Annotated in this window: 21 protein-coding genes, 1 tRNA gene and 1 pseudogene; 19 read left to right on the top strand and 4 right to left on the bottom strand. The window is 35.1% G+C overall.

Going from position 1 to position 24,161, the window contains the following annotated elements:
* Window positions 1-18 precede the first annotated feature (18 nt).
* Window positions 19-537 (bottom strand): annotated as a pseudogene (locus PRVXT_RS15050) (ATP-binding cassette domain-containing protein); the annotation flags it as partial.
* 425 nt (window positions 538-962) lie between these two features.
* Between PRVXT_RS15050 and sfsA the strand changes: the two are divergent.
* Window positions 963-1,667 carry a DNA/RNA nuclease SfsA gene (gene sfsA / locus PRVXT_RS13250; protein WP_350343339.1) on the top strand — a complete coding sequence of 235 codons (705 nt, stop codon included), beginning with the start codon at window positions 963-965 and terminating at the stop codon, window positions 1,665-1,667.
* Window positions 1,668-1,732: 65 nt separating this feature from the next.
* Here sfsA and PRVXT_RS13245 read toward each other — a convergent pair whose 3' ends face one another.
* Window positions 1,733-3,976: a HelD family protein gene (locus PRVXT_RS13245; protein WP_350343338.1), complete on the bottom strand. Its 2,244-nt coding sequence runs from the start codon at window positions 3,974-3,976 to the stop codon at window positions 1,733-1,735.
* Window positions 3,977-4,162: 186 nt separating this feature from the next.
* Here PRVXT_RS13245 and PRVXT_RS13240 point away from each other — a divergent pair, with 186 nt between their 5' ends.
* Together PRVXT_RS13240 and PRVXT_RS13235 are read left to right on the top strand one after the other, a co-directional pair.
* On the top strand, window positions 4,163-4,378 hold the full coding sequence (locus PRVXT_RS13240) for a helix-turn-helix transcriptional regulator (RefSeq protein ID WP_350343337.1): 216 nt from the start codon (window positions 4,163-4,165) through the stop codon (window positions 4,376-4,378).
* Window positions 4,379-4,395: 17 nt separating this feature from the next.
* Complete coding sequence (locus PRVXT_RS13235; RefSeq protein WP_350343336.1) at window positions 4,396-4,698, top strand: hypothetical protein; 303 nt, start codon at window positions 4,396-4,398, stop codon at window positions 4,696-4,698.
* A 185-nt stretch (window positions 4,699-4,883) separates the two neighbouring features.
* Here PRVXT_RS13235 and PRVXT_RS13230 read toward each other — a convergent pair whose 3' ends face one another.
* Both PRVXT_RS13230 and PRVXT_RS13225 read right to left on the bottom strand, forming a co-directional pair.
* On the bottom strand, window positions 4,884-5,408 hold the full coding sequence (locus PRVXT_RS13230) for a hypothetical protein (RefSeq protein WP_350343335.1): 525 nt from the start codon (window positions 5,406-5,408) through the stop codon (window positions 4,884-4,886).
* Window positions 5,409-5,462: 54 nt separating this feature from the next.
* On the bottom strand, window positions 5,463-6,527 hold the full coding sequence (locus PRVXT_RS13225) for a polysaccharide deacetylase family protein (RefSeq protein ID WP_350343334.1): 1,065 nt from the start codon (window positions 6,525-6,527) through the stop codon (window positions 5,463-5,465).
* A 123-nt stretch (window positions 6,528-6,650) separates the two neighbouring features.
* Between PRVXT_RS13225 and PRVXT_RS13220 the strand changes: the two genes are divergently transcribed.
* From PRVXT_RS13220 to PRVXT_RS13145, 16 genes are all read left to right on the top strand, one after another.
* A complete protein-coding gene (locus PRVXT_RS13220; protein WP_350343333.1) occupies window positions 6,651-7,958 on the top strand; it encodes a DUF401 family protein in 1,308 nt (435 codons plus the stop codon).
* A gap of 17 nt (window positions 7,959-7,975) precedes the next feature.
* Complete coding sequence (gene selA / locus PRVXT_RS13215; protein ID WP_350343332.1) at window positions 7,976-9,343, top strand: L-seryl-tRNA(Sec) selenium transferase; 1,368 nt, start codon at window positions 7,976-7,978, stop codon at window positions 9,341-9,343.
* Window positions 9,333-11,243 (top strand): selenocysteine-specific translation elongation factor, encoded by a 1,911-nt coding sequence (gene selB, locus PRVXT_RS13210; protein ID WP_350343331.1) that lies wholly within the window; start codon window positions 9,333-9,335, stop codon window positions 11,241-11,243. The genes selA and selB overlap by 11 nt, the downstream gene beginning before the upstream one ends.
* The gene (locus tag PRVXT_RS13205; protein WP_350343330.1) at window positions 11,240-12,136 is read left to right on the top strand and encodes a selenium metabolism-associated LysR family transcriptional regulator; all 897 of its coding nucleotides are present in this window, start codon (window positions 11,240-11,242) and stop codon (window positions 12,134-12,136) included. The genes selB and PRVXT_RS13205 overlap by 4 nt, the downstream gene beginning before the upstream one ends.
* A 46-nt stretch (window positions 12,137-12,182) precedes the next feature.
* Window positions 12,183-13,163 carry a selenide, water dikinase SelD gene (gene selD / locus PRVXT_RS13200; protein ID WP_350345169.1) on the top strand — a complete coding sequence of 327 codons (981 nt, stop codon included), beginning with the start codon at window positions 12,183-12,185 and terminating at the stop codon, window positions 13,161-13,163.
* A 51-nt stretch (window positions 13,164-13,214) separates the two neighbouring features.
* Window positions 13,215-13,311 (top strand) — tRNA-Sec (locus tag PRVXT_RS13195).
* Window positions 13,312-13,427: 116 nt separating this feature from the next.
* Window positions 13,428-14,228, top strand: a complete 801-nt coding sequence (gene fdhD / locus PRVXT_RS13190; protein WP_350343329.1) for a formate dehydrogenase accessory sulfurtransferase FdhD — start codon at window positions 13,428-13,430, stop codon at window positions 14,226-14,228.
* A complete protein-coding gene (locus PRVXT_RS13185; protein ID WP_350343328.1) occupies window positions 14,221-14,397 on the top strand; it encodes a hypothetical protein in 177 nt (58 codons plus the stop codon). The genes fdhD and PRVXT_RS13185 overlap by 8 nt, the downstream gene beginning before the upstream one ends.
* 11 nt (window positions 14,398-14,408) lie before the next feature.
* The gene (locus PRVXT_RS13180; protein ID WP_350343327.1) at window positions 14,409-14,780 is read left to right on the top strand and encodes a hypothetical protein; all 372 of its coding nucleotides are present in this window, start codon (window positions 14,409-14,411) and stop codon (window positions 14,778-14,780) included.
* 12 nt (window positions 14,781-14,792) lie between these two features.
* The gene (locus PRVXT_RS13175) at window positions 14,793-15,212 is read left to right on the top strand and encodes a hypothetical protein (RefSeq protein WP_350343326.1); all 420 of its coding nucleotides are present in this window, start codon (window positions 14,793-14,795) and stop codon (window positions 15,210-15,212) included.
* Between the two features lie 319 nt (window positions 15,213-15,531).
* Window positions 15,532-16,749 carry a molybdopterin molybdotransferase MoeA gene (locus tag PRVXT_RS13170; RefSeq protein ID WP_350343325.1) on the top strand — a complete coding sequence of 406 codons (1,218 nt, stop codon included), beginning with the start codon at window positions 15,532-15,534 and terminating at the stop codon, window positions 16,747-16,749.
* On the top strand, window positions 16,749-18,641 hold the full coding sequence (locus PRVXT_RS13165) for a molybdopterin biosynthesis protein (protein WP_350343324.1): 1,893 nt from the start codon (window positions 16,749-16,751) through the stop codon (window positions 18,639-18,641). Before PRVXT_RS13170 ends, PRVXT_RS13165 begins: the two co-directional genes overlap by 1 nt.
* A 132-nt stretch (window positions 18,642-18,773) precedes the next feature.
* Window positions 18,774-19,058 (top strand): co-chaperone GroES, encoded by a 285-nt coding sequence (groES, locus tag PRVXT_RS13160; RefSeq protein WP_350343323.1) that lies wholly within the window; start codon window positions 18,774-18,776, stop codon window positions 19,056-19,058.
* 28 nt (window positions 19,059-19,086) lie between these two features.
* Entirely contained in the window at window positions 19,087-20,724 is a 1,638-nt protein-coding gene (gene groL, locus PRVXT_RS13155; protein ID WP_350343322.1) for a chaperonin GroEL, read from the top strand.
* A gap of 168 nt (window positions 20,725-20,892) precedes the next feature.
* Entirely contained in the window at window positions 20,893-22,104 is a 1,212-nt protein-coding gene (locus tag PRVXT_RS13150) for a DUF58 domain-containing protein (RefSeq protein WP_350343321.1), read from the top strand.
* A complete protein-coding gene (locus PRVXT_RS13145; RefSeq protein WP_350343320.1) occupies window positions 22,101-24,158 on the top strand; it encodes a transglutaminase-like domain-containing protein in 2,058 nt (685 codons plus the stop codon). Before PRVXT_RS13150 ends, PRVXT_RS13145 begins: the two co-directional genes overlap by 4 nt.
* The last annotated feature ends 3 nt before the right edge of the window (window positions 24,159-24,161 follow it).

The raw sequence follows: 24,161 nt of genomic DNA, 5'->3' as shown, positions 1-24,161 counted from the left end.
AAGGTGGTTGGTAGGTTCATCTAGAAAAAGCAAGTCAGGTTTTTTTAGCAAAAGCTTAGCTAATGAAATTCTGCTTTGTTGACCGCCACTATATTGATGTATTTTTTTATTTAACTCATTTTGTGAAAAGCCTAAACCTCTTAAGACTCCTACAATGTCACTTTCGTACCTATATCCTCCATGATTTTCAAACTTTTCAGTAAGAGCCCCGTATTTTTCCATTAATTTTTCTAAGTTTTCACTTTTTGCGGTAGACATCTGTTGCTCTATAACTCGGATTTCATTGTTTAACTGAATTAAGTGCTTGAAAACTTTGCGCAATTCTTCAATAGGAGTAAGGTTTTGGTCTAAATCGTGGTGTTGAGTCTGAAAACCTGTGGTAATATTTTTAGCAGAAAAGATTTGACCGTCATCGCAATCTAATGTACCATTTAAAATATTAAAGAGTGTAGTTTTGCCGCTACCATTTTCACCAACAAGTGCTATTTTTTCTCCTTGATGTATTTGAAGGGAAACGTTAGAAAATAACGGTTCACCATCAAAATATTTAACTATATCTTTACATTGTAGTACAATCATTTTAATCACTCCGTAAATATGCCGTTAAAAATATATTAAGGCAATTCATATTTGTTGTCAAAAAAGGAGGCAATTTAATGAAAGAAAAAATATCAGCGATATTATCCTTGATACCATCTTTTTTTGCCATGTTATGTTGACTAGGACCAGTAATAATTATCTCCCTGGGTCTCAGTGGAGTAACACTATCGTTTGTGTCCAGTATAGCACCTTATAGGCCGTTTTTTGTTCTGCTTTCAGCAGGTATGCTTTACTATGCTTACACAAGGGCCGAAAAACAAAACAACAAAAAATTACAGAACTTTGTGCTGGTGTTAGCTGTTGTATCAATTACCTTAATGATATCACCTACGATCTACTTTGTCATAGAGAGGTTGCTGTAAATGGGTAGTTTAAAAATAAAAGGGCAGCTGTTAAAAGCTGCCTTTGTCAAACGTAACAATAGGTTTAGCTGTGATGTACTTTATAACGGTGAGATACTGACCTGCCATCTTCCTACCTCGGGAAGATTAAAAGAGCTTTTATTACCAGATGCAACTGTGTATGTTCGCAAGGCTGAACGGGCGGACAATAGAAAAACAAAGTTTGATCTTTTGCAGGTTGATACTGTTGATGGGGTAAGGGTTTCGCTGGATTCCCAAATGCCAAATAGGTTTGTGGAAAACCTGCTTACAGAAAACAAAATGCCTGGCTTTGATCAACTAACAAATATTAGACGTGAATATACCTATGGGAAAAGTAGGATGGACTTTTTGGTCGAAGAAGAAACAGGGGAAAAGACTCTTATAGAAGTTAAATCGGTTACTTTAGTTGAAAATGGCATAGCTAAATTCCCTGATGCACCAACATCTCGGGGTACAAGGCATCTACAAGAATTAACACAAAGTATAAAAGAAGGATATAAGGCAAAAGTCCTGTTTATGATACAACGTAATGACGCCAAAAGCTTTTCACCTAACTTAAAAACAGACCCATTGTTTAGCAAAGCTTTAACAGAAGCTTACAACGAAGAAGTATCAATACATGCTTATATCTGCAACATCGGAAACACTATAGAGTTGAGCAATGAAGTTGAGGTTGTAGTATAAAATATACAAATAGAAACCAGCTATCAAAATTAAGTTTTGATAGCTGGTTTCTATTTGTAGCAATGTTATTGTAAAAATTTACTTTTGTTGCCTGTGTAATATAGTGATAACTTGTGAAGTGCCCTAGTACAGGCTATGTAAAGCAAATTTTTATCATCGCTAGTTTTGTAATTATTATCGTCGGTATCAGCTACAATTACCGCATCAAACTCCAGGCCCTTTGCCATATAAATGGGAACTACTAGTATACCTGTTAAAGTATAAGGGGTATCTTTATCTATTAGGTGTACATCAATCCGCTCTTTTATGCTATTGTAGAGTTTTATCGCTTGTTTCATACTTTTGCATATAATGGCTATGGAAGAATATCCTAAGTTTTTGCTGTTATCTATATCTTCTAGCATGGCATTTATTAATTGGTTTACTGTTGGTCTGTGGACTACTTTTGGTGGGATACTATGTCTGTCAAAACTCTCTATACTTATGTCATTTTCGATAAACTTTTGGCTGAAAGCGATGATTTCATGGGAACAACGGAAGCTTTTATTTATATATGCAGTTGAAGCTTTAGGTTTATCTAAAATTCTCTTAATGTCGTCATATATAGAAAGGTTGGCTTTTTTTTCGATTGTCTGATTGATATCGCCAGTAACTGTATACCTTGCATCAGGAAAGAGAATTTTTAAAATCTCATAATGAATAGGATGGTAGTCCTGTGCTTCGTCTACTACAACTTGCTTAATGTTTGAATATGCAGAACAACCTGCTATTTTTAAATTTAAATACAATAAAGCAATTCCATCTTCATAATGCAAGCTATTTTCCGCTAGTCTTTTATTTGAAAAATTTAGTATTTCAATAATATTTGGTGGCAAATTAAGTCCGGATGCAAGGCGAAGAAATAATTCCTTGTCTTGAAATAAAGTTCGGTATAAAGATAGATAGTCTATTCTTGTAAAACTGTAAATATCTCTAATTAAAGATTTACTTTGCTTTGTGTGCATTAGTCTTGCAAAAGCTTTTGAATCAAAAGGGTGCTTTTCATATACTATTTTTTCTATTTTTGAAAGCCTATTTTTCCTAAGCTCTAAAATCTTATTTAGTATTTTGGTTTCTGTGTGCTTTAAACGTTTTTCAATGGATACAGAGCTCTTTTGCCTTTTCAAGAAATCCATTTTTAACAAATGTCTATTGGCGATTATTTGACCATCAAATTGAATATCCTTAAAACCAATTGCTTTGTACTCATAATGCTTTATAAAGCGCTCCAGTATTGTAGTGAAAGTTTTAGATAATTTAAAATTTAGGTTGCTCTTGAGTAGCTGTTTATGATTTTCAGATTTACATGTAATAATACTTTCTAATAGTGAATCTCTACTTTTTATGGTTACTGTGTTTTGTAAAGCTGTGGAAAAAATATCTTCAAAGGTACAGGATGTTATGTTTTCTTCGCCCAGTTCAGGAAGAACATTCTCGATATATTCACCAAATAGAAAGTTGGGCGAGATTAAAATGATGTTATTATGACTTAATTTTTCTTTGAGACCTTGGTACAACAAAAAAGCTACTCTATGTAAGGCTATAGAAGTTTTGCCGCTGCCAGCAACTCCTTGAACAATTATAAGGTCATTTTCAATGTCTCGTATTATTTTATCTTGTTCCCTTTGAATGGTTTCAACAATGTTCTTCATTTTAGATGAAGTGTTGCTAGACAATGCCTTTTTGAGTATGTTATCCATTACACTTACATTTGAATCAAAGAAATATTCCAGCTGTCCATCTTTGATTTCATATTGAAGCTTTAGAGTAACCTTTCCTTTAATAATCCCAGAAGGAGCTTGGTAACAAGCTTCTCCAAGTTCATATCGATAAAATATACTTGAAATAGGCACTCGCCAATCGTAAACATATATATCATTGTTATCTTCCAAATTGCCAATTCCTATGTATATGCTTTCCTTGTCGTATCCTTCCTCAATAAAATCTATTCTAGCAAAGTATGGAGACTTTAGCAGTTTTTCATATTTAGTTATCCTTTTTGTAGTTTGCTTATAATCAGAGGTTTGTATTTGCATAGGAGTTAAATGCTGAACCATTTCAGTAAGTCTTCCGATATCATTCGGTGTTTTGGCGGTATTTTCATACATATCTGCACGTGTAGCCACTAGGTCTTTCTTTTTACCAGCCATGCTATCCTGCTCTCTTTCCAACCTATCTTTTATAATCTTAACAGTTTTTTCTAAATAGGCCTTTTCTAATTTTAACCAATCTTTTTTTATCACATCATCACCCTTTACTGATAATTTCAATAACTATAAAGGTTCTAAAAGTTAACCAGAAAATTGCATATATTCTATATTCTACGCTGAGCTTTTTTGTCCTTTTTTTTACAAATGGCTTTTAGTACATAAAAAATGACAAAAAGTAAAGTTTGCTTGACATATTGTAAAAAATACTTTACAATAAAGGTGAGTTAAAAACAAGGAGGTAATGTTATGAGCAATAAAGCTGGACAGCTGAATAATAGAATAAGTGTTTTTAGAGCGGAAAAAAAAATGACGCAGCAGTGTTTAGCACTAAAAGTTGGAGTGAGTCGACAGACTATTAGTTCTTTAGAAAAAGGTAAATACACACCGTCTTTAGTGTTAGCTTTTGAGATTGCCCATGCTTTTGGTGTAGACATAAATAAGGTTTTTCAATATAAAATTTAAGAAAGGAATGATTAACTATGACAGAACTTATGTCAATTTTTAAGCTGGTTTATGTAGTTATTTTTTTTGCAGCTATTTTTGTTGTTTTCAAGTTCGACTGGAGTAAAGAAGGGCAGGATGAGCGGGGAAAAGAAATTATGAATAAGAGTTATGGCTTTATTTTTCCATTAGTGCCCTTTGGGTGGTTTGTCTTACATCTTTTTGACAAATATGTAAGACCGTTTAGCCTAGAAGAGTATAAATGGGCAGTTTGGTTTTTAGTTACCAGCCTTATGATACTCCATGGTATATTGGTGACAATCTACAAGAAAAAACTTTAATTAAAAGCTATTATACTATTATAAAATTTGCGTTTATATAATATAATTAGGAATAAGAAAAAATATTAAAATTAGAATAGCTTTTGGGTGAAGTGCAAAGTAATGTTAAAGTATTGTTGTCATAAACTCCAAAGGCTGAGAGTGGTTAGGATAAAAATTTAGGTTAACTGCTACAATGACATCATTTATTCAAGGAAAAGTTTAACAGGAGGGATAGGGATGAATGGTAAGGCGGTAATTTCTAAGGATATAGCACTAATAGGTATATTAGCATCTTTATGTGTAGTATTGGGCATTGCTGTTTTGCCTGTACTAATGTCACTCCCCCTTCCAATTTTCAAACCCATAGTGCTAGCACCGCTGTTTTCTCTAATTGTAATGGTGCTTTTAGAAAAAACTGACAAAAAAGGGGCAATAACTTTTCTTTCAATTATTAAAGGAAGTTTACTTAGTTTTTTTAGTCCCGTTATGTTTCTAATAGTAAGTTGCTCTGGGGTACTAACAGATATTATCAACCAGCTTCTATTTAAAGAAAGTAGTTTTACCCAAAAGGTAACTATTTCAGCGCTATATTCTGCATTACATGTACCTATGGGGATATTGTGGGTTAAATTTTTGTTAGAGTTTGATTTTTTAACAATTACTTCGATGTTGTTGCTATCGATTTTAACTTTCTGCATAGGTGCATTAACAAGTATTTTATTGTACAAATTAGTGGTTAAAAAAACCCTTTAGGATTTTAAAAGTCCTAAAGGGTTTTTTGGTTATTGTTCTTTATCTAGATTATAAGTTCTTAGTTTTTTGTCAGGAAATCTATCCATATCGATTTTATCTTCAAGTTCTTCAGGGACTGTAATATAATCTGAATCACCATCGCTGATATATCGATTTGAAGGATCTTTTTGATAGTTATTAAAGAAAAATTTGAAGTGGCCGTACCCCTCTTCATAGCTAGCTCTTACTCTAGGTATAGACAGTGGGTCAAAATCTTTATGGAAAGGTGAAAAACTAGGGTGGGAGCCTACTTCTAATACTCCTATGTTTTCATAAGTTATGCCTTCATACTCTCCAGAAATTGCGAAACGACGGTATTGTTCTTGAGGCCAAATTCCAAAAGGAAGTGCTAAAGTATCTACGGAGTAATCTGGAAGGGATTTATTTACCAGTTCCTGTACCTTGGCCATCTGTTTTTGAATTTCTTTTGAACCGTGCTCACTCATATTCATATGGTTATAAGTATGATTGCCTATATCCATACCGAAATTTACCAAATCTCTTAATTTTCGCTCAGCAAATTCTGGTTGTCTAAAAGGGTTAGAATTAATATAAAATGTGGCTGCTGTTCCAAAATCAGGGTACTTTTCATTTATCTCTAAAATTATCCCAACAGCGCTATCAGGGTCTATTACAAGTTCTCCGTCTTTTTTAATATAATTAAAATGACCCAGTGTACCGTCATCAAAAGTTAACACAACAGGAGTTTTACCTGCCTCGATATCGATATCCCCTAATATCACATCGCGTAAGGGAACGAGCCTATACCCTTCGTGATAAAGATTTTCTAAATCATTTCTAAAATTTTCAGGAGTTCTTGTCCATGTTCCTTCTTCAGGGGCAATGCTATGGTACATCAACACCATGATTTGTCCTGCCTCATTAGGCTGAATTTTAGCATAGTCTAATTCAGACTTAATTTCTGTTTGTTGATTTTCTTTATCTTCATCAATGATCTCGCTACTAGCTTTGTTATCAACGGTTTCACTATCGGAACAACCCAGTGGAATTAACGCTAAAATAATTAGTATAAATAGAGTCACATATTTTTTCAATTTAAACTAGTCCCCTCCTCTTTTTAATTAATTATATACCAATTATGCTAACAGAGATACACTTTAAATTAAAAAGAAGGTGTTAATTAATGCCTATAACTTAAGGTTTTTTTTGTTTTCACTGTGGTTAAATATATAAGTATATATTATAATGAAGATAACAAAAAATTTAGCTTGATTGGAGAGGATTGGGTGGGTATATTAGGTGTAATAGTTAGTTTAATTCTAGTTGTTGCATTAAGTAGAAAAAAAGTTAATATTGGCTTAGCAATGATTTTAGGAGCAGTTATTGTAACTGCTACCAGCGGAATATCATATAAAGAAGGATTAAATATTTTTATAGGAGTGTTTGTTACACCAGAGTTTATTGAGCTTGCATTAGTTGTTTTGATGATATCGTTATTAGGCTTTGTTATGAAACAGGTAGGTTTTTTGGATACTATGATTTCTTCTTTGATTTCATTACTAGGGGGAACAAAGTTGTTGATGGCCTCCATTCCTAGTCTGATAGGGCTGCTAACTGTCCCTGGTGGGGCTGCCCTTTCCGCACCTATGGTGGGTGAATCTGGAGAAAGGTTGGGTTTGAAAAAATGTCAGATGGGAGCTATAAATATATTTTTTAGACATATGTGGTTTCCTATCTATCCTTTATACCCTCCATTTTTGTTGGTAGCCGCTATGACCGATGTAGAAATTAAACATATCATTTTAGTTAGTTTTCCCATTGTTTTAAGTGGTGTATTGGTATCCTTTTTGACAATGTTTAAAGGTATTACACCAATTAAAAATAATGATAAAAGTGAGAGTAAGAGTAAAGTTTTTGGAAAATTTATATTAAGTATATCTCCCATACTTTTGGCTTTAATACTATCGTTAGGTTTTTCATTATTATTTCCGATTGCTATATTTATTGCAGTTATTTGGGTACTGCTCATAGATGCAAAAGATAATTTACACAGTTGGCAAAAACCAGTTAAAAAAATTAAAAAAGACATTCTGCCAGGCATTAACTATACTTTAGCTATTACTATATTTGGTATTTTCTTTTTTAAGGAAATTTTAGAAGCCAGCTCAGTGGTGGAGGATTTAATGCTAGAACTTCAGAGCTTAGGGCTGCCTTTGACTCTATTAGTTGTGCTAGCTTCTGGAATTAGCGGTTTGGTAACAGGTTCTAACTCAGCGGCGTTGGGAATAACTATACCAATTTTTGCTTCAGCAATCGCATATAATCCATTGCCTTATGTTTTGTTGATGTTTATGACTTCTCTTTGGGCTTATGTGCTATCGCCGATTCATCTTTGCTTAGTGCTTACTAAAGATTATTTTGACTTTGATTTTTTTGAATTTTATAAGTGGTTTATCCAGCCAGGTTTGGCTATGACTATTGTGACGGTAATTATAATTTATATTATGCCTTATATGATGCCTTAATTAAGGAGGAAAAGATAATGGACTATAGTAAAATACCAAGTGTAACAAATTTATTAAAAAATGAAAAAGGTGTTAAGTTAGTTTCTAAGTTTGGGCGAGACCCTTTTTTGGATACCTCAAAAATAGTTCTTGAGCAAATAAGAAAAGATTTTGCCAACTATCACGAAAATATTAGCGAAAATCTTGTGCTTCAGCTTATAAAAAGTTCGCTAGAGGATAGTGAACGAAAGGGGTTACAAAAAGTTATTAACTTAACAGGCACTATACTTCACACTAATCTTGGGCGGGCACCGTTGCCCAAAGTTGTGGCTGACAAAGTGAAAAAATTATCCACCCCTTACTGTAACATAGAGTTTGATTTAACTACTGGAAAGAGGGGGAAAAGGACAGCTTCTATTGAAGAAAAGTTTAGGCAGCTTACTGGAGCTGAAGATTGCGTTGTTGTGAATAATAATGCTGCTGCGGTGTTACTTACTCTAAGTGCTTTGACATCGGGCAAGGAAGTGATTCTGTCTAGAGGACAGTTAGTTGAAATTGGAGGTTCATTTAGAATACCAGAAGTAATGGAGCAAAGTGGATCTATTTTAAAAGAGGTAGGAACTACTAATAAAGCATATATAGACGATTATAAACATGCTGTTAATGAAAATACAGGTGCTATTATGCGTGTTCATCCCAGCAACTTTAGAGTGGTGGGGTTTAATCACGAAACATCTTTAGCTGATCTTTCGCAATTAGCGAAAAATAGTGGATTACCCCTGATTGACGATTTAGGAAGCGGAACGTTAATAAGTCTTGAACGTTGGGGACTATATGAACCTACTGTAATTGACTCTATTCAACAGGGAGCAGATGTAGTTACTTTAAGTGGTGATAAACTTCTTGGTGGCCCACAATGTGGAATTGTGCTAGGAAAAAAGGAGTTAATAACAAAGTTGAAAAAACATCCTTTAATGCGGGCTCTACGTTGCGATAAGTTGGTTTTGTCAGCTTTGGAAAGTACATTGGATATTTATCTAAAAGAGAGATATGTAGAAGAGATTCCCTTTTATTATTTTTTAGATAGAGAAATAGATAAACTTAAAGATATTGCCAGTGAGATTACAGCAACACTTGATTCTAAATATTATGAAGTTGTTGAAGATGCCTCATTCATCGGCGGGGGAGCGATGCCATTACATCAACTAAAAACAGTTGCAATAAAAATAAACTATCACAAGCCTCAGCTAATTGCTGAGTTTCTTAGAAAACAACAGGTGCCAATTGTGGGTAGGATACGAAATGAGACACTTTATTTAGATTTAAAGACAGTTTATGAAGAAGACATCCCATATTTATCTAAAGTGTGCGGGCTTTTAGGGGAGGAGATTATAGATGGAGAATAAACATATAGTTATTGGTACATCTGGCCATGTTGATCATGGCAAAACAAGTTTAATAAAAAGTTTAACCGGTGTGGACACTGATAGGCTTAAAGAAGAGCAGAGTAGGGGTATAACAATACAACTGGGATTCACGTATTTTGAGTTGCCCAATGGTGATAAGGCTGGAATTGTGGACGTACCAGGCCATGAAAGGTTTGTTAGAAACATGTTAGCAGGTGTGGGCGGCTTAGATGTAGTGCTGCTAGTTGTAGCTGCTGACGAAGGGGTTATGCCTCAAACTAGAGAGCATTTAGACATACTAAGACTTCTTCATGTAGAAAACGGGATTATTGTGATAACCAAAAAAGATTTAGTTGATGATGAACTTTTAGAATTAGCTAAAGATGATATATTGGAGGAAGTTGCAGGCACATTTTTAGAGGATGCTCCTGTAGCAATGGTTTCCACCTATACACAGGAGGGAATTGACGATTTAAAGTTGTTGATAACCGAAACGGTGAAAAATGCAAAAAAACCTGAGCCCAAGAATTTTTTTCGATTACCTATAGATAGAAGTTTTAGTTTAAAAGGTATAGGAACAGTGGTTACCGGAACCTTAAAAGATGGGATAGTGAAAGTGGGGGACACAGTTGAAGTCTTTCCAGGGGAAATTAATGGAAAGGTAAGGCAAATCCAAGTTCACAAAGCTCCGGTTCATGAGGCTTATTTAGGGCAAAGGGTGGCTATTAATATAGCTGGTCTTGAAAAGGAGCAGTTAAGCCTAGGTTCAATGCTAGCTACTAAGAATTATTTTTCACCTAAAAACAAAGTTAATTGCAAGTTAAACCTTTTGGAAAATTGCAGTAAAGTAAAAACAGGAACTATGGTTAGGCTTCATGTGGGAACTCAAGAGAGTATAGGTAGGTTAGTTTTGTTAGATCAAGAAGAAATTAATGGGGGGGAAAGCTCTTTTTGTCAAATAAGATTAAAGGAAAAGGTAGTTGTGGCAAAAGATGACCCTTTTGTGATTAGAGCGATGTCTCCTGTAACAACAATTGGAGGAGGTAAAGTTTTAGGGGCTACCAATAAAAGAATAAAAAGATATGATGAAAAAGCTTTAAATGGACTAAAAATAAGAGATGAGAAGCCGCTTTTAGAGGTTGTAAAGCAGGTTGTTGAAGAACAGGGTGTTTATGGAATAACCCTACAGGAACTTTCCAAAGAACTGCAGCAATCAAATGATGAGATACGAAGTTGTATATTAACTTTAAGAAAGCGCGGGGATATTGTTTTACTTGACAGTGATGAATATGTAGCCATAAGTGAAAAAAACCTAAAAACACTTTCTGAAAATATGGCTAACTTTTTACAGAAATATCATCAAAATAACCCGTTTAGGTGGGGGGTAAATAAAGAAGAATTAAAACATAATCTTGATATAGAATTGTCCAACAAGAGACTTTCAGACTTGCTCTCAGTTCTAACTTATAGGGGGAAAATAAAAACCGATGGTCTTTTCGTAAAGCTTTGTGACTTTGAAGTAACCCTTACTGAAGAGCAGAGACAAAATATTGAGATGGTGATGGAAATTTTGGATAATGGTGCCTTTCAACCGCCTCCTAAAAAGGAACTGCCTTTAGATAAAAACCTGTGGGATTACTTATATCAATCGAATCGAATAGTTAGGATAAGTGATGACATGGTAATCAGCAAAGAAGTATTGTCTAACGGTGTAAAAAAGCTGATAAAGCTTATTAAAGATAATCCACAAGGAATTACTTTGGCCCAATGTCGTGATTTATTCAATACATCCAGGAAATATGTTGTTCCAATTTTAGAATATTTAGATGGAGAAGGAATAACTAAAAGAGTTGGAGATTTAAGGATATTAGGTTCAAAAGGGAAGGAGATTAACCTATGAACTTAACTACTTTAAAAACGTTTGTTACAGTAGTTGACGAAGGAAATTTTTCCAAAGCATCTGAGAAACTGCACCTATCCCAACCTGCGGTTAGCATGCAAATGCAAAGTTTATCTAGGGAAATAGGAGTGGAGATATTTTTGCGAGTAGGTAAACGGGTGCATCTTACAGATGCAGGAAAAATACTTTACAATGAATCTGTGAAAATACTTCAGATATGGGAGAATACTGAAGGTATGTTAAGTAATTATCAAGAACAGGTCTCTGGAAAACTTAAGTTAGGTGCTAGCACAATACCAGGTCAATACTTTTTGCCATCTTTTGTGAAAAAATTTAAAAGAGATGTACCTAAAGGCGACATAAGTGTAATAATGGGAGATTCCGATTGGGTTATAGATGGAGTTAGCATGGGTGAGTTGGATATTGGTTTTGTGGGAAAAAGAGTGAAATCAAAAGAGATAACATCTTGTAGATGGGTGACTGATAGTTTTGTAGCTATATCCAGCACGGAGTTTCCTTTTGATAATCTTAAAAATGCAAAAGACTTACAAAGAGTTCCATTAGTGTTGAGAAAAAAAGGTTCAGCAACCAGAGAGGTGTTATTGGATAATTTACGAAACCACTTTAATCTTGGTATAAATGACCTTAATGTTGTTATGGAATCGAATGGGACTGAAGGTATAATATCTGCTGTTGAGGCTAACTTAGGGGTTGCTTTTATTTCTGAAGTTGCTGCAAAAAGAGCAGAAAGTTCTAGAGATATAAAGATTATCAAATGTCCTATGGAAGTTAAAAGGGATTTATTCTATATATTTAGAAGAGACTATGCAGGTTCTAATATTTTTAAACTCTTTTTAAATTATTTGGCAAAGGGAGGTAACCAAAATGGATGATGTAAGGTTGACACAGATGGTTAAAGCTGCTGGCTGAGGGGCTAAAATAGGTCCGGGGGATCTACAAAACATACTAGATGATATTAAATTTGAACATAATGATGATTTAATTGTGGGTTACCATAGCGGAGACGATGCCGCTGTATTTAGGGTGCCACAGAACAAACTGGTGGTACAAACTGTTGATTTTTTTACACCTATGGTGGATGATCCTTTTATCTTTGGGAAAATAACCGCTGCTAATGCTCTAAGTGATGTATATGCTATGGGAGGAGATCCTAAATATGCTCTTAATCTAGTAGGTTTTCCTATGAGTTGTTTACCTAAAAAGACTTTAGCACAAATTTTGGCAGGGGGGAGCTCAGTGCTAAAGGAAGCTGGAGTTACTTTAGCAGGAGGGCATAGCATCGAAGATCCTGAACCTAAATATGGCCTATCTGTAACTGGGTTTGTATCAGAAAATGGTATTTGGAAAAATACAGCTGCTAGTCCTGATGAACATCTTATTTTGACAAAACCGCTGGGAACAGGGGTTATAACTACTGCTTTAAAAGGTGATATGGCCAGTGAACAAGCCTATAATAAAGCTGTAAGTACTATGGCTCAATTGAACAAAAAGTCAAAAGAGGTGTTATCTTCGTATGATATAAAGTGTTGTACTGATATAACAGGGTTTGGTCTTGGAGGTCATTGCGCCGAAATAGCGATGGGGTCTAAGGTAGATATAACTATTAATAATACCAATATCCCTATTATCGAGGAAGCACTTGAGTATGCCCAGTTTGGACTGATTCCAGCTGGTGCCTATAGAAACAAGGAGCATTTTTCTAATAGAGTTTCTGTTGAGAATACGGTGCCACAAGAAATTCAAGATATTATATTTGATCCTCAAACCTCTGGTGGACTATTGTTCTCCTGTTCTAAAGAAAAGAGCGATGACATTGTATATGAGCTTCAAAAAAATGGGGTATATGGATGTATTATCGGCATAACCTCCAAAGGTGAGGGTAACATAACTATTATCTAAGTAAAATTATGTTATTGACAGATTGTAACTGTGCAATATATAATGATAACTGGGAGTGGATGAGTCCTGGTGGGCTCTTTGGACTTCAAATCCAACAGTGGGCATGAGTAATGTCCATGGTGGGTTCGATTCCCATGCACTCCCGCCATTTTAGAACAACATAGTGAAAGATATATCATTCACTATAAGCTTTTTTCTAAACGTTTTATCTAAACGCCAAATATATTATAATGTATAATATACAATCTAATAGGGGGCGGAAAAATGGCTAAGAAAAAAGTTGATATAGTTAGGTTTGTAAATAATGAGTATAAAAGTATGGAAGATTGTGTGGTGGAGGAAACTCCTTTAACAATTTATATCAATGGTGACCAATTTATAACATTACTTTCTACACCCTATAACCAAAAAGAGCTTGTTATAGGGTTTATTTTGTCGGAATCCTTAATTTCTAAAGTTGATGAGATTGAAGCTATAGATTTGGACAAAGATAACGGCGTTGTGGAAGTGAGCATCCCTAATTACAGTCCATTAAAGAAGAAGTTATACGGTAAGAGAACCATTACTACAGGATGTGGCAAAGGGACTATATTTTATAACGTGTTGGACTCTTTAAATAACAAGGGGCATAAATTGAATAAAGATGTTGAGGTTTCAGCTCAAAAGATAATGGAACAAATGCATCAAGTCCAAAAAGTATCACAATTATATAAAGAAACTGGTGGAGTTCACACAGCAAGTTTATCTGATGGAGAAAATCTGCTTTACACAAGAGAAGATATAGGGAGGCATAATGCTGTAGACAAGATTTTAGGTAGGGCATTTCTTGATGAGATGGCCGTGGAAGATAAGATATTGCTTTCTAGCGGGAGACTTTCTTCAGAAATAGTGCTTAAAGTAATTAAGGCAAAGATTCCCATTTTAGTATCTAGATCGGCGCCCAGTTCTCTGGCAATTAGCTTGGCGGAACGGGGAGGACTGACCTTAATAGGGTTTGTTAGAGGGAAAAAGCTTAATTGTTATACTCACCACTACAGGCTAAAGGAGGTGACCTATGGTGACTAAAAATTTACCAGCCTTTTTATTATTAATAGGAACAGGTGTGCTTCTAATTTACCGATCTGTTATTACTTGGGAGGGTAACAGCATTTTTCTGGTTCTTTTAGCAGTTGTAGCTATACTGTATGCTATAGGTGTTTATCATCATGTGCAAGAAATAAAAAATGATGGATAGGAGTGGAAAACATGGATAAACGTACTCAAATTTTACTTTCAGCTGTATTTGGGACTTTTTTTACATTCTTTTTAGGTGCTGATCCAGACGTCCTAGGAGCACCCGCTTTAGGTCTTAATGCTATGGTAGGTTCTGGAATAGTGGGGCTTTTAGCAGCTCTATTTTTGCCTAAAGACCTTGCTGTGGTGGCATATACAGCAGCTTTTGCTGGCATGTCTTCCGCCGCTGTTTTAACAAACTATGGAATGGTAATTTTAGCTGGTCTTTTAGTGGGGCTTATATTTATTTTAGTACAACCTATTTATAATGGATTCGGTGGAAAACTGGGAACTATTGCAGCATTAGCTGTGCTTATAACCATGGGAATTTTCAGTATCTCTTAAGGAGGGGTTTAAATGGAAGGCTTTATGATAATTCAAGTTTTTGCTTTGACAATCTTAGGAGGGCTTTTAACTTTCTATATAAACCATAATCTCGAAAAAGGACCTGTTTTCGCCTCAGCGGTGCTTGCGTTATTAAGCGGTATAACTTTTCCAGCAATCTTTGGAGCGGATACAGGGATGACTTTAGCTACTGCAGTTACTGCTGCATCTTATGCCGGAATGTCAGGTAAAAACCGTGTGAGAAACTTTAAAGAAATGACTGTAGCGTTAATATTTTTGAGTATTATCTTTGTGGTGTCAATTAATGCTTTTGCTGGTATAGGTGGAAAACTTGGTACCATTGCTTGTATATCAGTACTTTCTTTATATGGAGCTAAGGCCGTTTATCGCCAGATATCAGGTGGCACCAAAGGTGCTCAAGCTACCGAATAAACATAGTATAGAGGTAGTTCACCCTTTGACCACAATTGATTGAGCTTACTAAAAAGGCTGTATCAAAACAGGACTATATATCCTGATTGATACAGCCTTTTTAGTGTTTAGTTTGTGTCCCGTGGTAATAAAAGGTATAATCGTATTAATAGTTTTTTTGAACCCATAACTCAAACCTCTAATCTATTGATTGTATAGGGTGGAGTCTGAAACCTGATTCATCCGGGGAAAAGTTCTGTAAAAAGGTAAGAGATATTGCTATGACAAAGTTCCTTTATAACTAGGAACTATAAAATTTCGCATTAAAGGGAGTGATTTTATGGCTTTTTTAAATGTAAAATCTGTAGAAGAAGTATATAAAGTAATTAATTCTTTTAAAGTGAATCCTGGGGAACAAATTGTTGATATCGTGGATGCTGTAGGGAAAACTCTAGCCGAAGATATTTACTCGCCATATGATCTGCCGCAATTTAACAGGTCTGCTGTAGATGGATATGCTGTCAGGTGGGAAGATGTATCAGGTGCTAGTGAATCTCTACCCTCACTTTTGGAGGTTATAGAACGGCTGGAAATGGGAACTGCACCAACTAATGAACTAAAGCCCGGTAGTTGTGTAGAAGTTCCCACCGGGGGAATGTTGCCTAAAAATGCAGATTCAGTTGTAATGGTGGAGTATACGGAAAATTTTTCTGACCATGAGGTTGGAATACATAAAAGTGTGGCATCAGGTGAGAATGTTATTATAAAAGGTGAAGATATTAAAAAAGGTGAGGTTATTATGAATAAAGGAGATCAAGTGCTGCCGGAGAGCATAAACCTTCTTTCTTCATTAGGTGTAACAAAAGTCTCTATAGTTAAACCAGTAAGGGTGGGGATAATATCTACTGGTGATGAGCTTGTGGAAACAGGGGAAGAATGGTGCTTAGGTGAAATTCCAAACAGTAATGGACCTGGTCTAATGGCAGCTTGTAAGTTATGGGGTGGAATTCCTGAGTATTATGGTATTGTAAAAGATCAATTTAATGATGTAAAATCTACTTTAAAAAAGGCCGTTAATGAATGCGAAATAGTTCTGTTAACCGGTGGCACATCAGTAGGGAAAAAGGACTATGTAGCAGAAGCTATAGAAAGTATAGGAACCCCTGGGGTTTTAATTCATGGTATTGCGCTGAAACCGGGAAAGCCGACTATAATAGGACAAATTGATAATACACCTGTATTTGGCTTGTCTGGAAACCCTGTGTCGGCGATGCTTTGCTTTAAGCTGTTTGTCCGGCCTTTATTAAATAATTATACAGAAGAAAAGACTTTAATTGGGTACCTTAATCAAAACATACCTTCAGCAGGTGGAAGGCAGGACTATGTACCTGTAAAGGTAAACCAAGTGAAAGATAAAATTGAAGTTAAACCTTTATTTGCAAAATCGAATTCGATTGGTGTGCTAACAAAAATGGATGGCTATATAATTGTTCCTATTCATAGTGAAGGGCTAGCGAAGGGAGAAAAAGTAAAAATTTACTTAAAGGAGAGAGGATAATGGTTTATTTAAAAAATACGCCTTTAGAAGAATGCCTTGACAGTTATAAAAAAGAGTTTTCTAAGCTAATAGAAATTGACAAAATTGAGCCAGAAGATTCGTTAGGGAGAGTTTGTGCTGATAATGTGTATGCGACACGCTCTGTACCCCATTATGTTAGCTCTGCTATGGATGGATATGCTGTAAAGGCTGAAGAAACAGTTGGTGCAAACGTTGATAAGCCAGTGGAGCTTAAATTTGATAAGCAGGCAGTTTATGTTGACACTGGGGATGCTGTGCCAGACGGTTTTGATGCTGTGATAAAAATAGAAGATGTTAATAAATTGCAGGATGGTATTGAAATTATAGGAGCTGCATTTAAAGGGCAACATATAAGGCCTATCGGTGAGGATATAGTAGCCCATGAACTGCTTTTGCCAAAAGGGAAGACTATCGAACCTATGGACGTGGCAGTAATGGTAGCAAGTGGAACTAAAAAAGTGCTAGTCACTTCTGAGATAAAGGTAGCTATTATTCCCACAGGGGATGAAATCGTATCACATAAAAACAACCCCCAAATAGGTGAAATAGTAGATAGCAATTCTCATTTATTTGCAGCTCTTTTGAAAAAATGGGGAGCTAACCCTGTAGTTTATCCAATTGTAAAGGATGACTTTAAAGCTTTAAAAGAAACTGTAAAAGACGCAGCTGCAAAATGTCATATGGTGCTGCTAAATGCTGGTTCATCAGCTGGTAAAGATGACTACTCGTCAGAAGTTATCAATACTTTAGGAGAGGTTTATTATCATGGAGTTGCAATCAAACCTGGCAAGCCTACAATTTTAGGAAAAGCGTTTGATAAACCTATTATTGGAGTGCCGGGATACCCTGTTTCTGGATTTATAGTTATGGAGAAAATTATAAAAGAAATTTATCATTCTTTAATGGAAATAACCTCTGTTCCCAGCATTACCTTAAAAGCTAGATTAACTAAGCCTGCAGTTTCTGACCTTAAACATAAAGAATTCATTCGTGTAAAGGTGGGAAAAGTTAAGGGGAAGGTAGTAGCTACTCCATTAGGCAGAGGTTCAGCTCTTATGAATACTATCGTCCATGGAGATGGACTTCTTACAGTACCTTCAAACTCTGAAGGGCATAGAGCTGGTGAAGATGTAGAGATAGAACTTTTTAAACAATTAGATTTGGAAAAAACTATTATGGCAGTAGGAAGCCATGATCTTTGCCTTGACTTAATAGCAAAAGGGGTTACTCCTAAATATTCCTTGAATTCTGCCCATGTAGGAAGTTTAGGAGGAATAATGGCAATCAAAAAAGGGCAAGCTCATATGGCTGGTGTACATCTTTTAGATCCTGAATCCGGAAAATATAATATACCTTATATAAAAAGATATATTTCTGATGAAAAAGTATATTTATTAAGCTTGGCGAAAAGAACTCAGGGGATAATGGTACAAAAGGGAAACCCTTTAAATATTAAGCAAATTGGAGATCTAACCAAAATTAGCATTGCCAATAGACAAAAAGGTGCAGGGACCAGAGTTTTACTTGACTACCTTTTATATCAGAATGGAATATCACCAAAAGAAATATCTGGATATAATAAAGAATATTTTACTCACTTAGACGTGGCTGCTCAAGTAAAAAGTGGTCGTGTACAAGCTGGTATGGGGATTTATGCAGCTAGTAAGGCTATGGAAATAGACTTCGTACCTGTGTTTGAAGAAAGCTATGACTTACTAATAACCGAAGAGTTCTATAAGTCAGAAGGGTTTAAGGTTTTACACAGTGTCATCACTAGTACTAGTTTTAAACAAGAAGTAAATAAATTAGGTGGGTATAATTTAAAGGATTGTGGGAACATTATATCCATTGAAGGTAGTAAAAAAAAATAACTAAAATTTTTTAGAAAAATACTTGATTTTGGGAAAAAAATTGGCTAAAATATGTAGTAGATGTTAGCACTCGTTATTGGTGAGTGCTAACAAAACAAAAATAAATAAATCAATAAGGAGGGGTACATAAAAATGAACATCAAACCTTTAGGAGACAGAGTTGTAATTAAAACCGTAGAAGGTGAAGAAAAAACAGCTAGTGGCATTGTATTGCCAGACAACGCTAAAGAAAAACCTCAAAAAGGTGAGGTTATGGCCATTGGAAGTGGTAGAGTGCTAGAAAATGGTAGTAAAGTAGATATGGAGGTATCTGTTGGAGATACTGTAATGTATTCTAAGTATGCAGGCACTGAGGTAAAAATTGATGGTGAAGAGTACCTCATTTTAAGCGAAAAAGACGTATTAGCGATTTTATAAAATTTGAATAATAAGGGAGGTTTTTAACATGGCTAAAGAGATTAAGTTAAGAGAAGATGGAAGAAAAGCTTTGGAACGTGGGGTTAACACTCTTGCTGACACTGTAAAAGTAACATTAGGTCCAAAAGGTAGAAATGTTGTATTAGACAAAAAATTTGGTTCCCCGTTAATCACCAATGATGGTGTTACTATTGCAAGGGAAATTGAACTAGAAGATGCTTATGAAAATATGGGTGCTCAACTAGTTAAAGAAGTAGCTACTAAAACAAATGATGTTGCTGGTGATGGCACTACTACTGCAACACTATTAGCTCAAGCTATAATTAGAGAAGGTATTAAAAATGTTACAGCTGGTGCTAATCCAATGATTCTTAGAAAAGGTATCGAAAAAGCTGTAGAAACTGTTGTGGAAGAAATTAGAAATATTTCTAAGCCTGTAGAAGGTAAAGAAGCTATTTCTCAGGTAGCTGCAATTTCTGCCGATGATAAAAAAGTAGGAGAGCTAATTGCAGAAGCTATGGAGAAAGTTGGTAAAGATGGTGTAATCACTGTTGAAGAATCAAAAAGTTTTGGAACTAGTCTAAATGTGGTAGAAGGTATGCAATTTGATAGAGGGTATATCTCGCCATATATGGTAACCGATACAGAAAAAATGGAAGCTGTGCTAGAAGATCCATACATTCTTATTACAGATAAAAAGATTAATAATATTCAAGAAGTGCTGCCAATTTTAGAAAAAATTGTACAGCAAGGTAAACAAATGGTTCTTATTGCTGAAGATGTAGAAGGCGAAGCCTTAGCTACATTAGTAGTTAATAAATTAAGAGGAACATTTACATGTGTAGCTCTTAAAGCACCTGGTTTTGGAGATAGAAGAAAGGCTATGTTGGAAGATATCGCTATTTTAACAGGTGGTCAAGTGATTTCTGAAGATCTTGGAATCGAGCTAAAAAATGTAGATCTAGATATGCTAGGTAGAGCTCGTCAGGTACAAGTTAACAAAGATGACACAATCATTGTTGATGGTAATGGTGATGCTAGCGAAATTGAAAAGAGAATTTCACAGCTGAGAACTCAAATTGAGGATGCTTCTTCTGAGTTTGATCAAGAAAAACTTCAAGAGCGCTTAGCAAAACTAGCCGGTGGAGTTGCAGTAATAGAAGTTGGTGCTGCTACTGAAACTGAAATGAAAGAGAAGAAGCTAAGAATTGAAGATGCTTTAGCAGCTACAAAAGCCGCTGTAGAAGAAGGTATTGTATCAGGTGGTGGAACTGCTCTAGCACATGCTTTACGTGCTTTAGATAATATCGAAGTAGAAAAAGGCGATGAAAAGACCGGGGTACTTATAGTAAAAAGAGCGTTAGAAGAACCAGTAAGACAAATTGCTGAAAATGCTGGTGAAGAAGGTTCTGTGGTAGTGGAAAGAGTTAAATCTGAAGCTATCGGAATTGGGTATAACGCCTTAACTGGCAAGTACGAAGATATGATAACAGCTGGTATCGTAGACCCAGCTAAAGTAACTCGTTCTGCTTTACAAAATGCAGGTAGTATTTCTGCTATGTTCCTAACTACTGAAGCTGTAGTTGCAGATAAAGAAGAAGATGATGCAGGCGCTGGTGCACCTGCGGGCGGTGGAATGCCAGGCGGAATGCCAGGAATGATGTAATAAATATCAATGGAGTTTCCTTAAAAAGGAAACTCCATTTTTTTTTAAATTTATATTAAGGATTTTAAATATTTTCTGAAAATAATAGTGCGACAGCCAAATTTATGATATTATATAAAAAAGTTATCACTAGACTAGACAAATTTTACTTATGAGAGTAGGTGGACTATGACAAAAAAATACAAGATTAGGTATGGAGAGCTATCTGTTTTGCTATTAGCTATTTTAGTAACTTATTTTTGGTCTTTTATGCTGGATAGTCCTATGATATTAAACTTGTTTTGGGTTTTAGTTATAACTTTAATATTACCCATTCTTGCTTTCTCAAGGCAACTTTTTGGAACAGTAGTGAGTCGAAAAATGCTGTATGAAAAAAATCAATACTACGTAAATGATGACGTCGATGTGAAAATAGAAGTTAAAAATAAATATCACATACCAAACTTGTTTCCTATGGTTTTAGACCCCTTGCCAGAAAACTACAAGATAAGATACACAGAAGAAGTTGATCAAATCAAGGTGTTTCCTTTAGTCTTCGGTAAAAAGTCTATGGTGTATACCTTGCGAAATGTTCCTAGAGGTCCTTTAAATTTTGAAAATATAAAACTTATAAAGCGCGACTTGTTGGGCTTTGTTGAGATCCAAAAAGAAGTAGAGTCGAAAAAGAGAATGTTGGTATATCCTAGACACTTGAACTTATCAGTGGAATCAGTGGTTGGCAATGAATTACAGCAACGTGGATCATATAAAAAGTATCTGGGACGAGAAAACTCTCAGATAACCGGGGTTAGAGAATACCAAAAAGGTGACAAGCTTAGCTTAATTAACTGGAAGGTGTCTGCAAAAAAACAAAAGTTGATGAGTAAAGAGTTCTCGCCATATCTGATTAAAAAAAGCAATCTTATACTTGATTGTTATAATAAAGATGACCAAATAACGTACTCTGATGAATTTGAATTAGCTGTAAGTGTTACAGCCTCTATTGCTTACTCTTTTGGTAAAAGCAACCAACCATTTGTCTTGAGAATGAATAACCGAGAAGGGTTTAATAGTGAAAAGAGGTCAAACACTCAATTTCTAAAAGAAATGATGCAAAAGCTAGCTTTAGTTCGGGAAAACGGAGAAAAACCTATTTCAGTTTTTTGCAAAGAAAACTCAGTTTTTTTTGAACCAGAAACTTTACTGTTTATTGTAACTTCAAATATAGATGATAATATGGAGAAAATTATCGAGCAATTAACAGCAAAAAAGATAATTGTAAAGGTTTATTTGATTGGAAGAAATAGTACAGCGGAAAAGAAGCTACCTTATGTTAAAAGGATTAAATCACTAAATGATTTAGGCTATAATGATAAAAATTTAAAGGGGGTAGCAAGGTGAAAATAAGTGTTAACAAAGTAGTGACTATCTTGTGGTTAGCATATTTTACATTGATTTTTACCTCTCCTTTTCCGGTTAGCAACCCTGGGTTATCTGCGATTATTCTTTTAGTGATACTCTTTTTTACTGCGGATAAGTATATTAAGAATAGAACATTAGCATTATTAACTCAGCTTTTGACTTCAGCCATATTTATTGTAGTTAATATGCCACCTATAAATCTTGTGATTAACACCTTGAAAAATGACTTTACAACTCTGGTTTTAGGCAACTTAGATAGAGTTTCCACTTTTTTTAGTGCAATATACTGTGTGATTTTGGCATTTATATTTACTTATGTTTTTTTAAAAAAAACAAGAAGAGTTGCTGTTGTTATAGGGACTTTTTTAGGTGCAATTCTTATAACATGGGCTATTATATATGTTGGATTCGTTTCTAAAGTGCATGTAGGAATTTTTATGGTTATGGGCTTTTATATATTATCTAATTTAAACTCAGAAAAAGATTTGTCGGGAAAGTCTAAATACCAGAAAAATAACTATGTTACTTTAGCAATTATACTAATGGTAACTTTAGGGTTGTCGATGGATTATCAAGTTGCTGGCTTTGGTGATATCAAGGCAACCATTGAAAGTTTACCTGAATTTGGTTCAGGTGGAAGCAGAACATCTGGGTATGGAACAGATGATGAAGAGCTTGGCCACCCAATGGAGTTAGATGAAACTCCAGTATTGAAAATCACTGCTGATCAGAATCACTATTTAAAAGGGCACTTTAGATACATTTATAACGGTAGGGGATGGTATGGAGGACAGATATTTCATCCCACAAGTTATTCCATTGACAATTTGCCTATAAAACAGAAGGAAGCTATAGATTATACAACTGTAAAAGGAGAGGTGGAGGTATTAAGGGGACAATATGATGTCATTTTTACCCCTGGAAATACTAAAAAAGTAAAGGTAGATGGCATAACTCATTTGTATCATAGTTCTTATAGAGAACTTGAGATAAAAGACCCTGTTGAATATCTTGGAACCGGAGATAGCTATAAATATTATAGCAAAGTTCCAAACTGGAGTGAGGATTTTCTTAGCAACCAGCCAAGACCAGATAAAAGGAAAAGATTAGCCCTTGAACTGCCTGAAAATTATCAAGATGGTCCTGTTTCTGATTTAGTAGATGATATATTGGAAGGTGTTGAGGGACCTTATAATAAAGCTAAGACTATAGAAAATTATTTAAGACTACATTACAACTACTCTTTAGAAGTAGAGCCACCCAACCAAGGTAAAGATTTTGTGGAGGACTTTTTATTTAATCAACAACAAGGGTATTGCGTTCACTTTTCCAGTGCATTTGTAATTATGGCAAGATTGGCAGATATTGAATCGCGGTGGGTTTCCGGTTTTGCTCAAGGAACCCCCGATGGTGACTCTTACATTATTAAACAAAAACATGCACATTCTTGGCCAGAGATTTATATAGATAATGCCGGTTGGGTTGCTTTTGAGCCTACCCCGGGTTTTAGAAACAATGTTATAGTGAGTTCTGAAACAGAACGAGAGCATGTTCAACATGAACAAGGACTTGCAGAACTATACGCGGGAGATTGGGATGAAGAAGGGCAAAGAGGGGAAATATCTTTAGAGGAAAGTGACCGTTATAATGGAATTTCAATTTTTTATCCCTTGATATTTCTGTTATTAGGTGCAGCATTGTCAGCGATTATATCGATAAAAAAACTGTTTAAGGAAAATAAGTTAACGAATGAACTATTTGTGATAAAAAATTATCATACTTTCTTAAAAAGGCTGGACCTGTTTAAAGTCTCTAGGGCACCGAGTGAAACGCCTTTAGAATATTATAATAGAATAAAGGTGTATGCTTGGGTTCCTAAAGAAGTTGCACTGTACTTGACTAACAAATTTATAGAAGTACATTACGGAAAAGCAAAAGCTAATGATAAGGTGAGAACAAAATTATTAGCGGGTAGAAAATCAATATCATTTTTTTCTTTACTTAAATCAAAGTTGGTAGGTCGCCTTAAGTAACAA

It is taken from the genome of Proteinivorax tanatarense, from assembly GCF_040267685.1.
In the GTDB taxonomy this organism is placed as follows: domain Bacteria; phylum Bacillota; class Proteinivoracia; order Proteinivoracales; family Proteinivoracaceae; genus Proteinivorax; species Proteinivorax tanatarense.
Note: the sequence above shows the minus strand (reverse complement) of the source record. Positions and strands in the feature narration are given on the sequence as shown.

Bases quoted from the DNA above. Each gene is read 5' to 3' on its own strand.
- sfsA (WP_350343339.1), top strand. From the start codon at position 963: ATGGGTAGTTTAAAAATAAAAGGGCAGCTGTTAAAAGCTGCCTTTGTC.
- PRVXT_RS13240 (WP_350343337.1), top strand. From the start codon at position 4,163: ATGAGCAATAAAGCTGGACAGCTGAATAATAGAATAAGTGTTTTTAGA.
- PRVXT_RS13235 (WP_350343336.1), top strand. From the start codon at position 4,396: ATGACAGAACTTATGTCAATTTTTAAGCTGGTTTATGTAGTTATTTTT.
- selA (WP_350343332.1), top strand. From the start codon at position 7,976: ATGGACTATAGTAAAATACCAAGTGTAACAAATTTATTAAAAAATGAA.
- selB (WP_350343331.1), top strand. From the start codon at position 9,333: ATGGAGAATAAACATATAGTTATTGGTACATCTGGCCATGTTGATCAT.
- PRVXT_RS13205 (WP_350343330.1), top strand. From the start codon at position 11,240: ATGAACTTAACTACTTTAAAAACGTTTGTTACAGTAGTTGACGAAGGA.
- fdhD (WP_350343329.1), top strand. From the start codon at position 13,428: ATGGCTAAGAAAAAAGTTGATATAGTTAGGTTTGTAAATAATGAGTAT.
- PRVXT_RS13180 (WP_350343327.1), top strand. From the start codon at position 14,409: ATGGATAAACGTACTCAAATTTTACTTTCAGCTGTATTTGGGACTTTT.
- PRVXT_RS13175 (WP_350343326.1), top strand. From the start codon at position 14,793: ATGGAAGGCTTTATGATAATTCAAGTTTTTGCTTTGACAATCTTAGGA.
- PRVXT_RS13170 (WP_350343325.1), top strand. From the start codon at position 15,532: ATGGCTTTTTTAAATGTAAAATCTGTAGAAGAAGTATATAAAGTAATT.
- PRVXT_RS13165 (WP_350343324.1), top strand. From the start codon at position 16,749: ATGGTTTATTTAAAAAATACGCCTTTAGAAGAATGCCTTGACAGTTAT.
- groES (WP_350343323.1), top strand. From the start codon at position 18,774: ATGAACATCAAACCTTTAGGAGACAGAGTTGTAATTAAAACCGTAGAA.
- groL (WP_350343322.1), top strand. From the start codon at position 19,087: ATGGCTAAAGAGATTAAGTTAAGAGAAGATGGAAGAAAAGCTTTGGAA.
- PRVXT_RS13150 (WP_350343321.1), top strand. From the start codon at position 20,893: ATGACAAAAAAATACAAGATTAGGTATGGAGAGCTATCTGTTTTGCTA.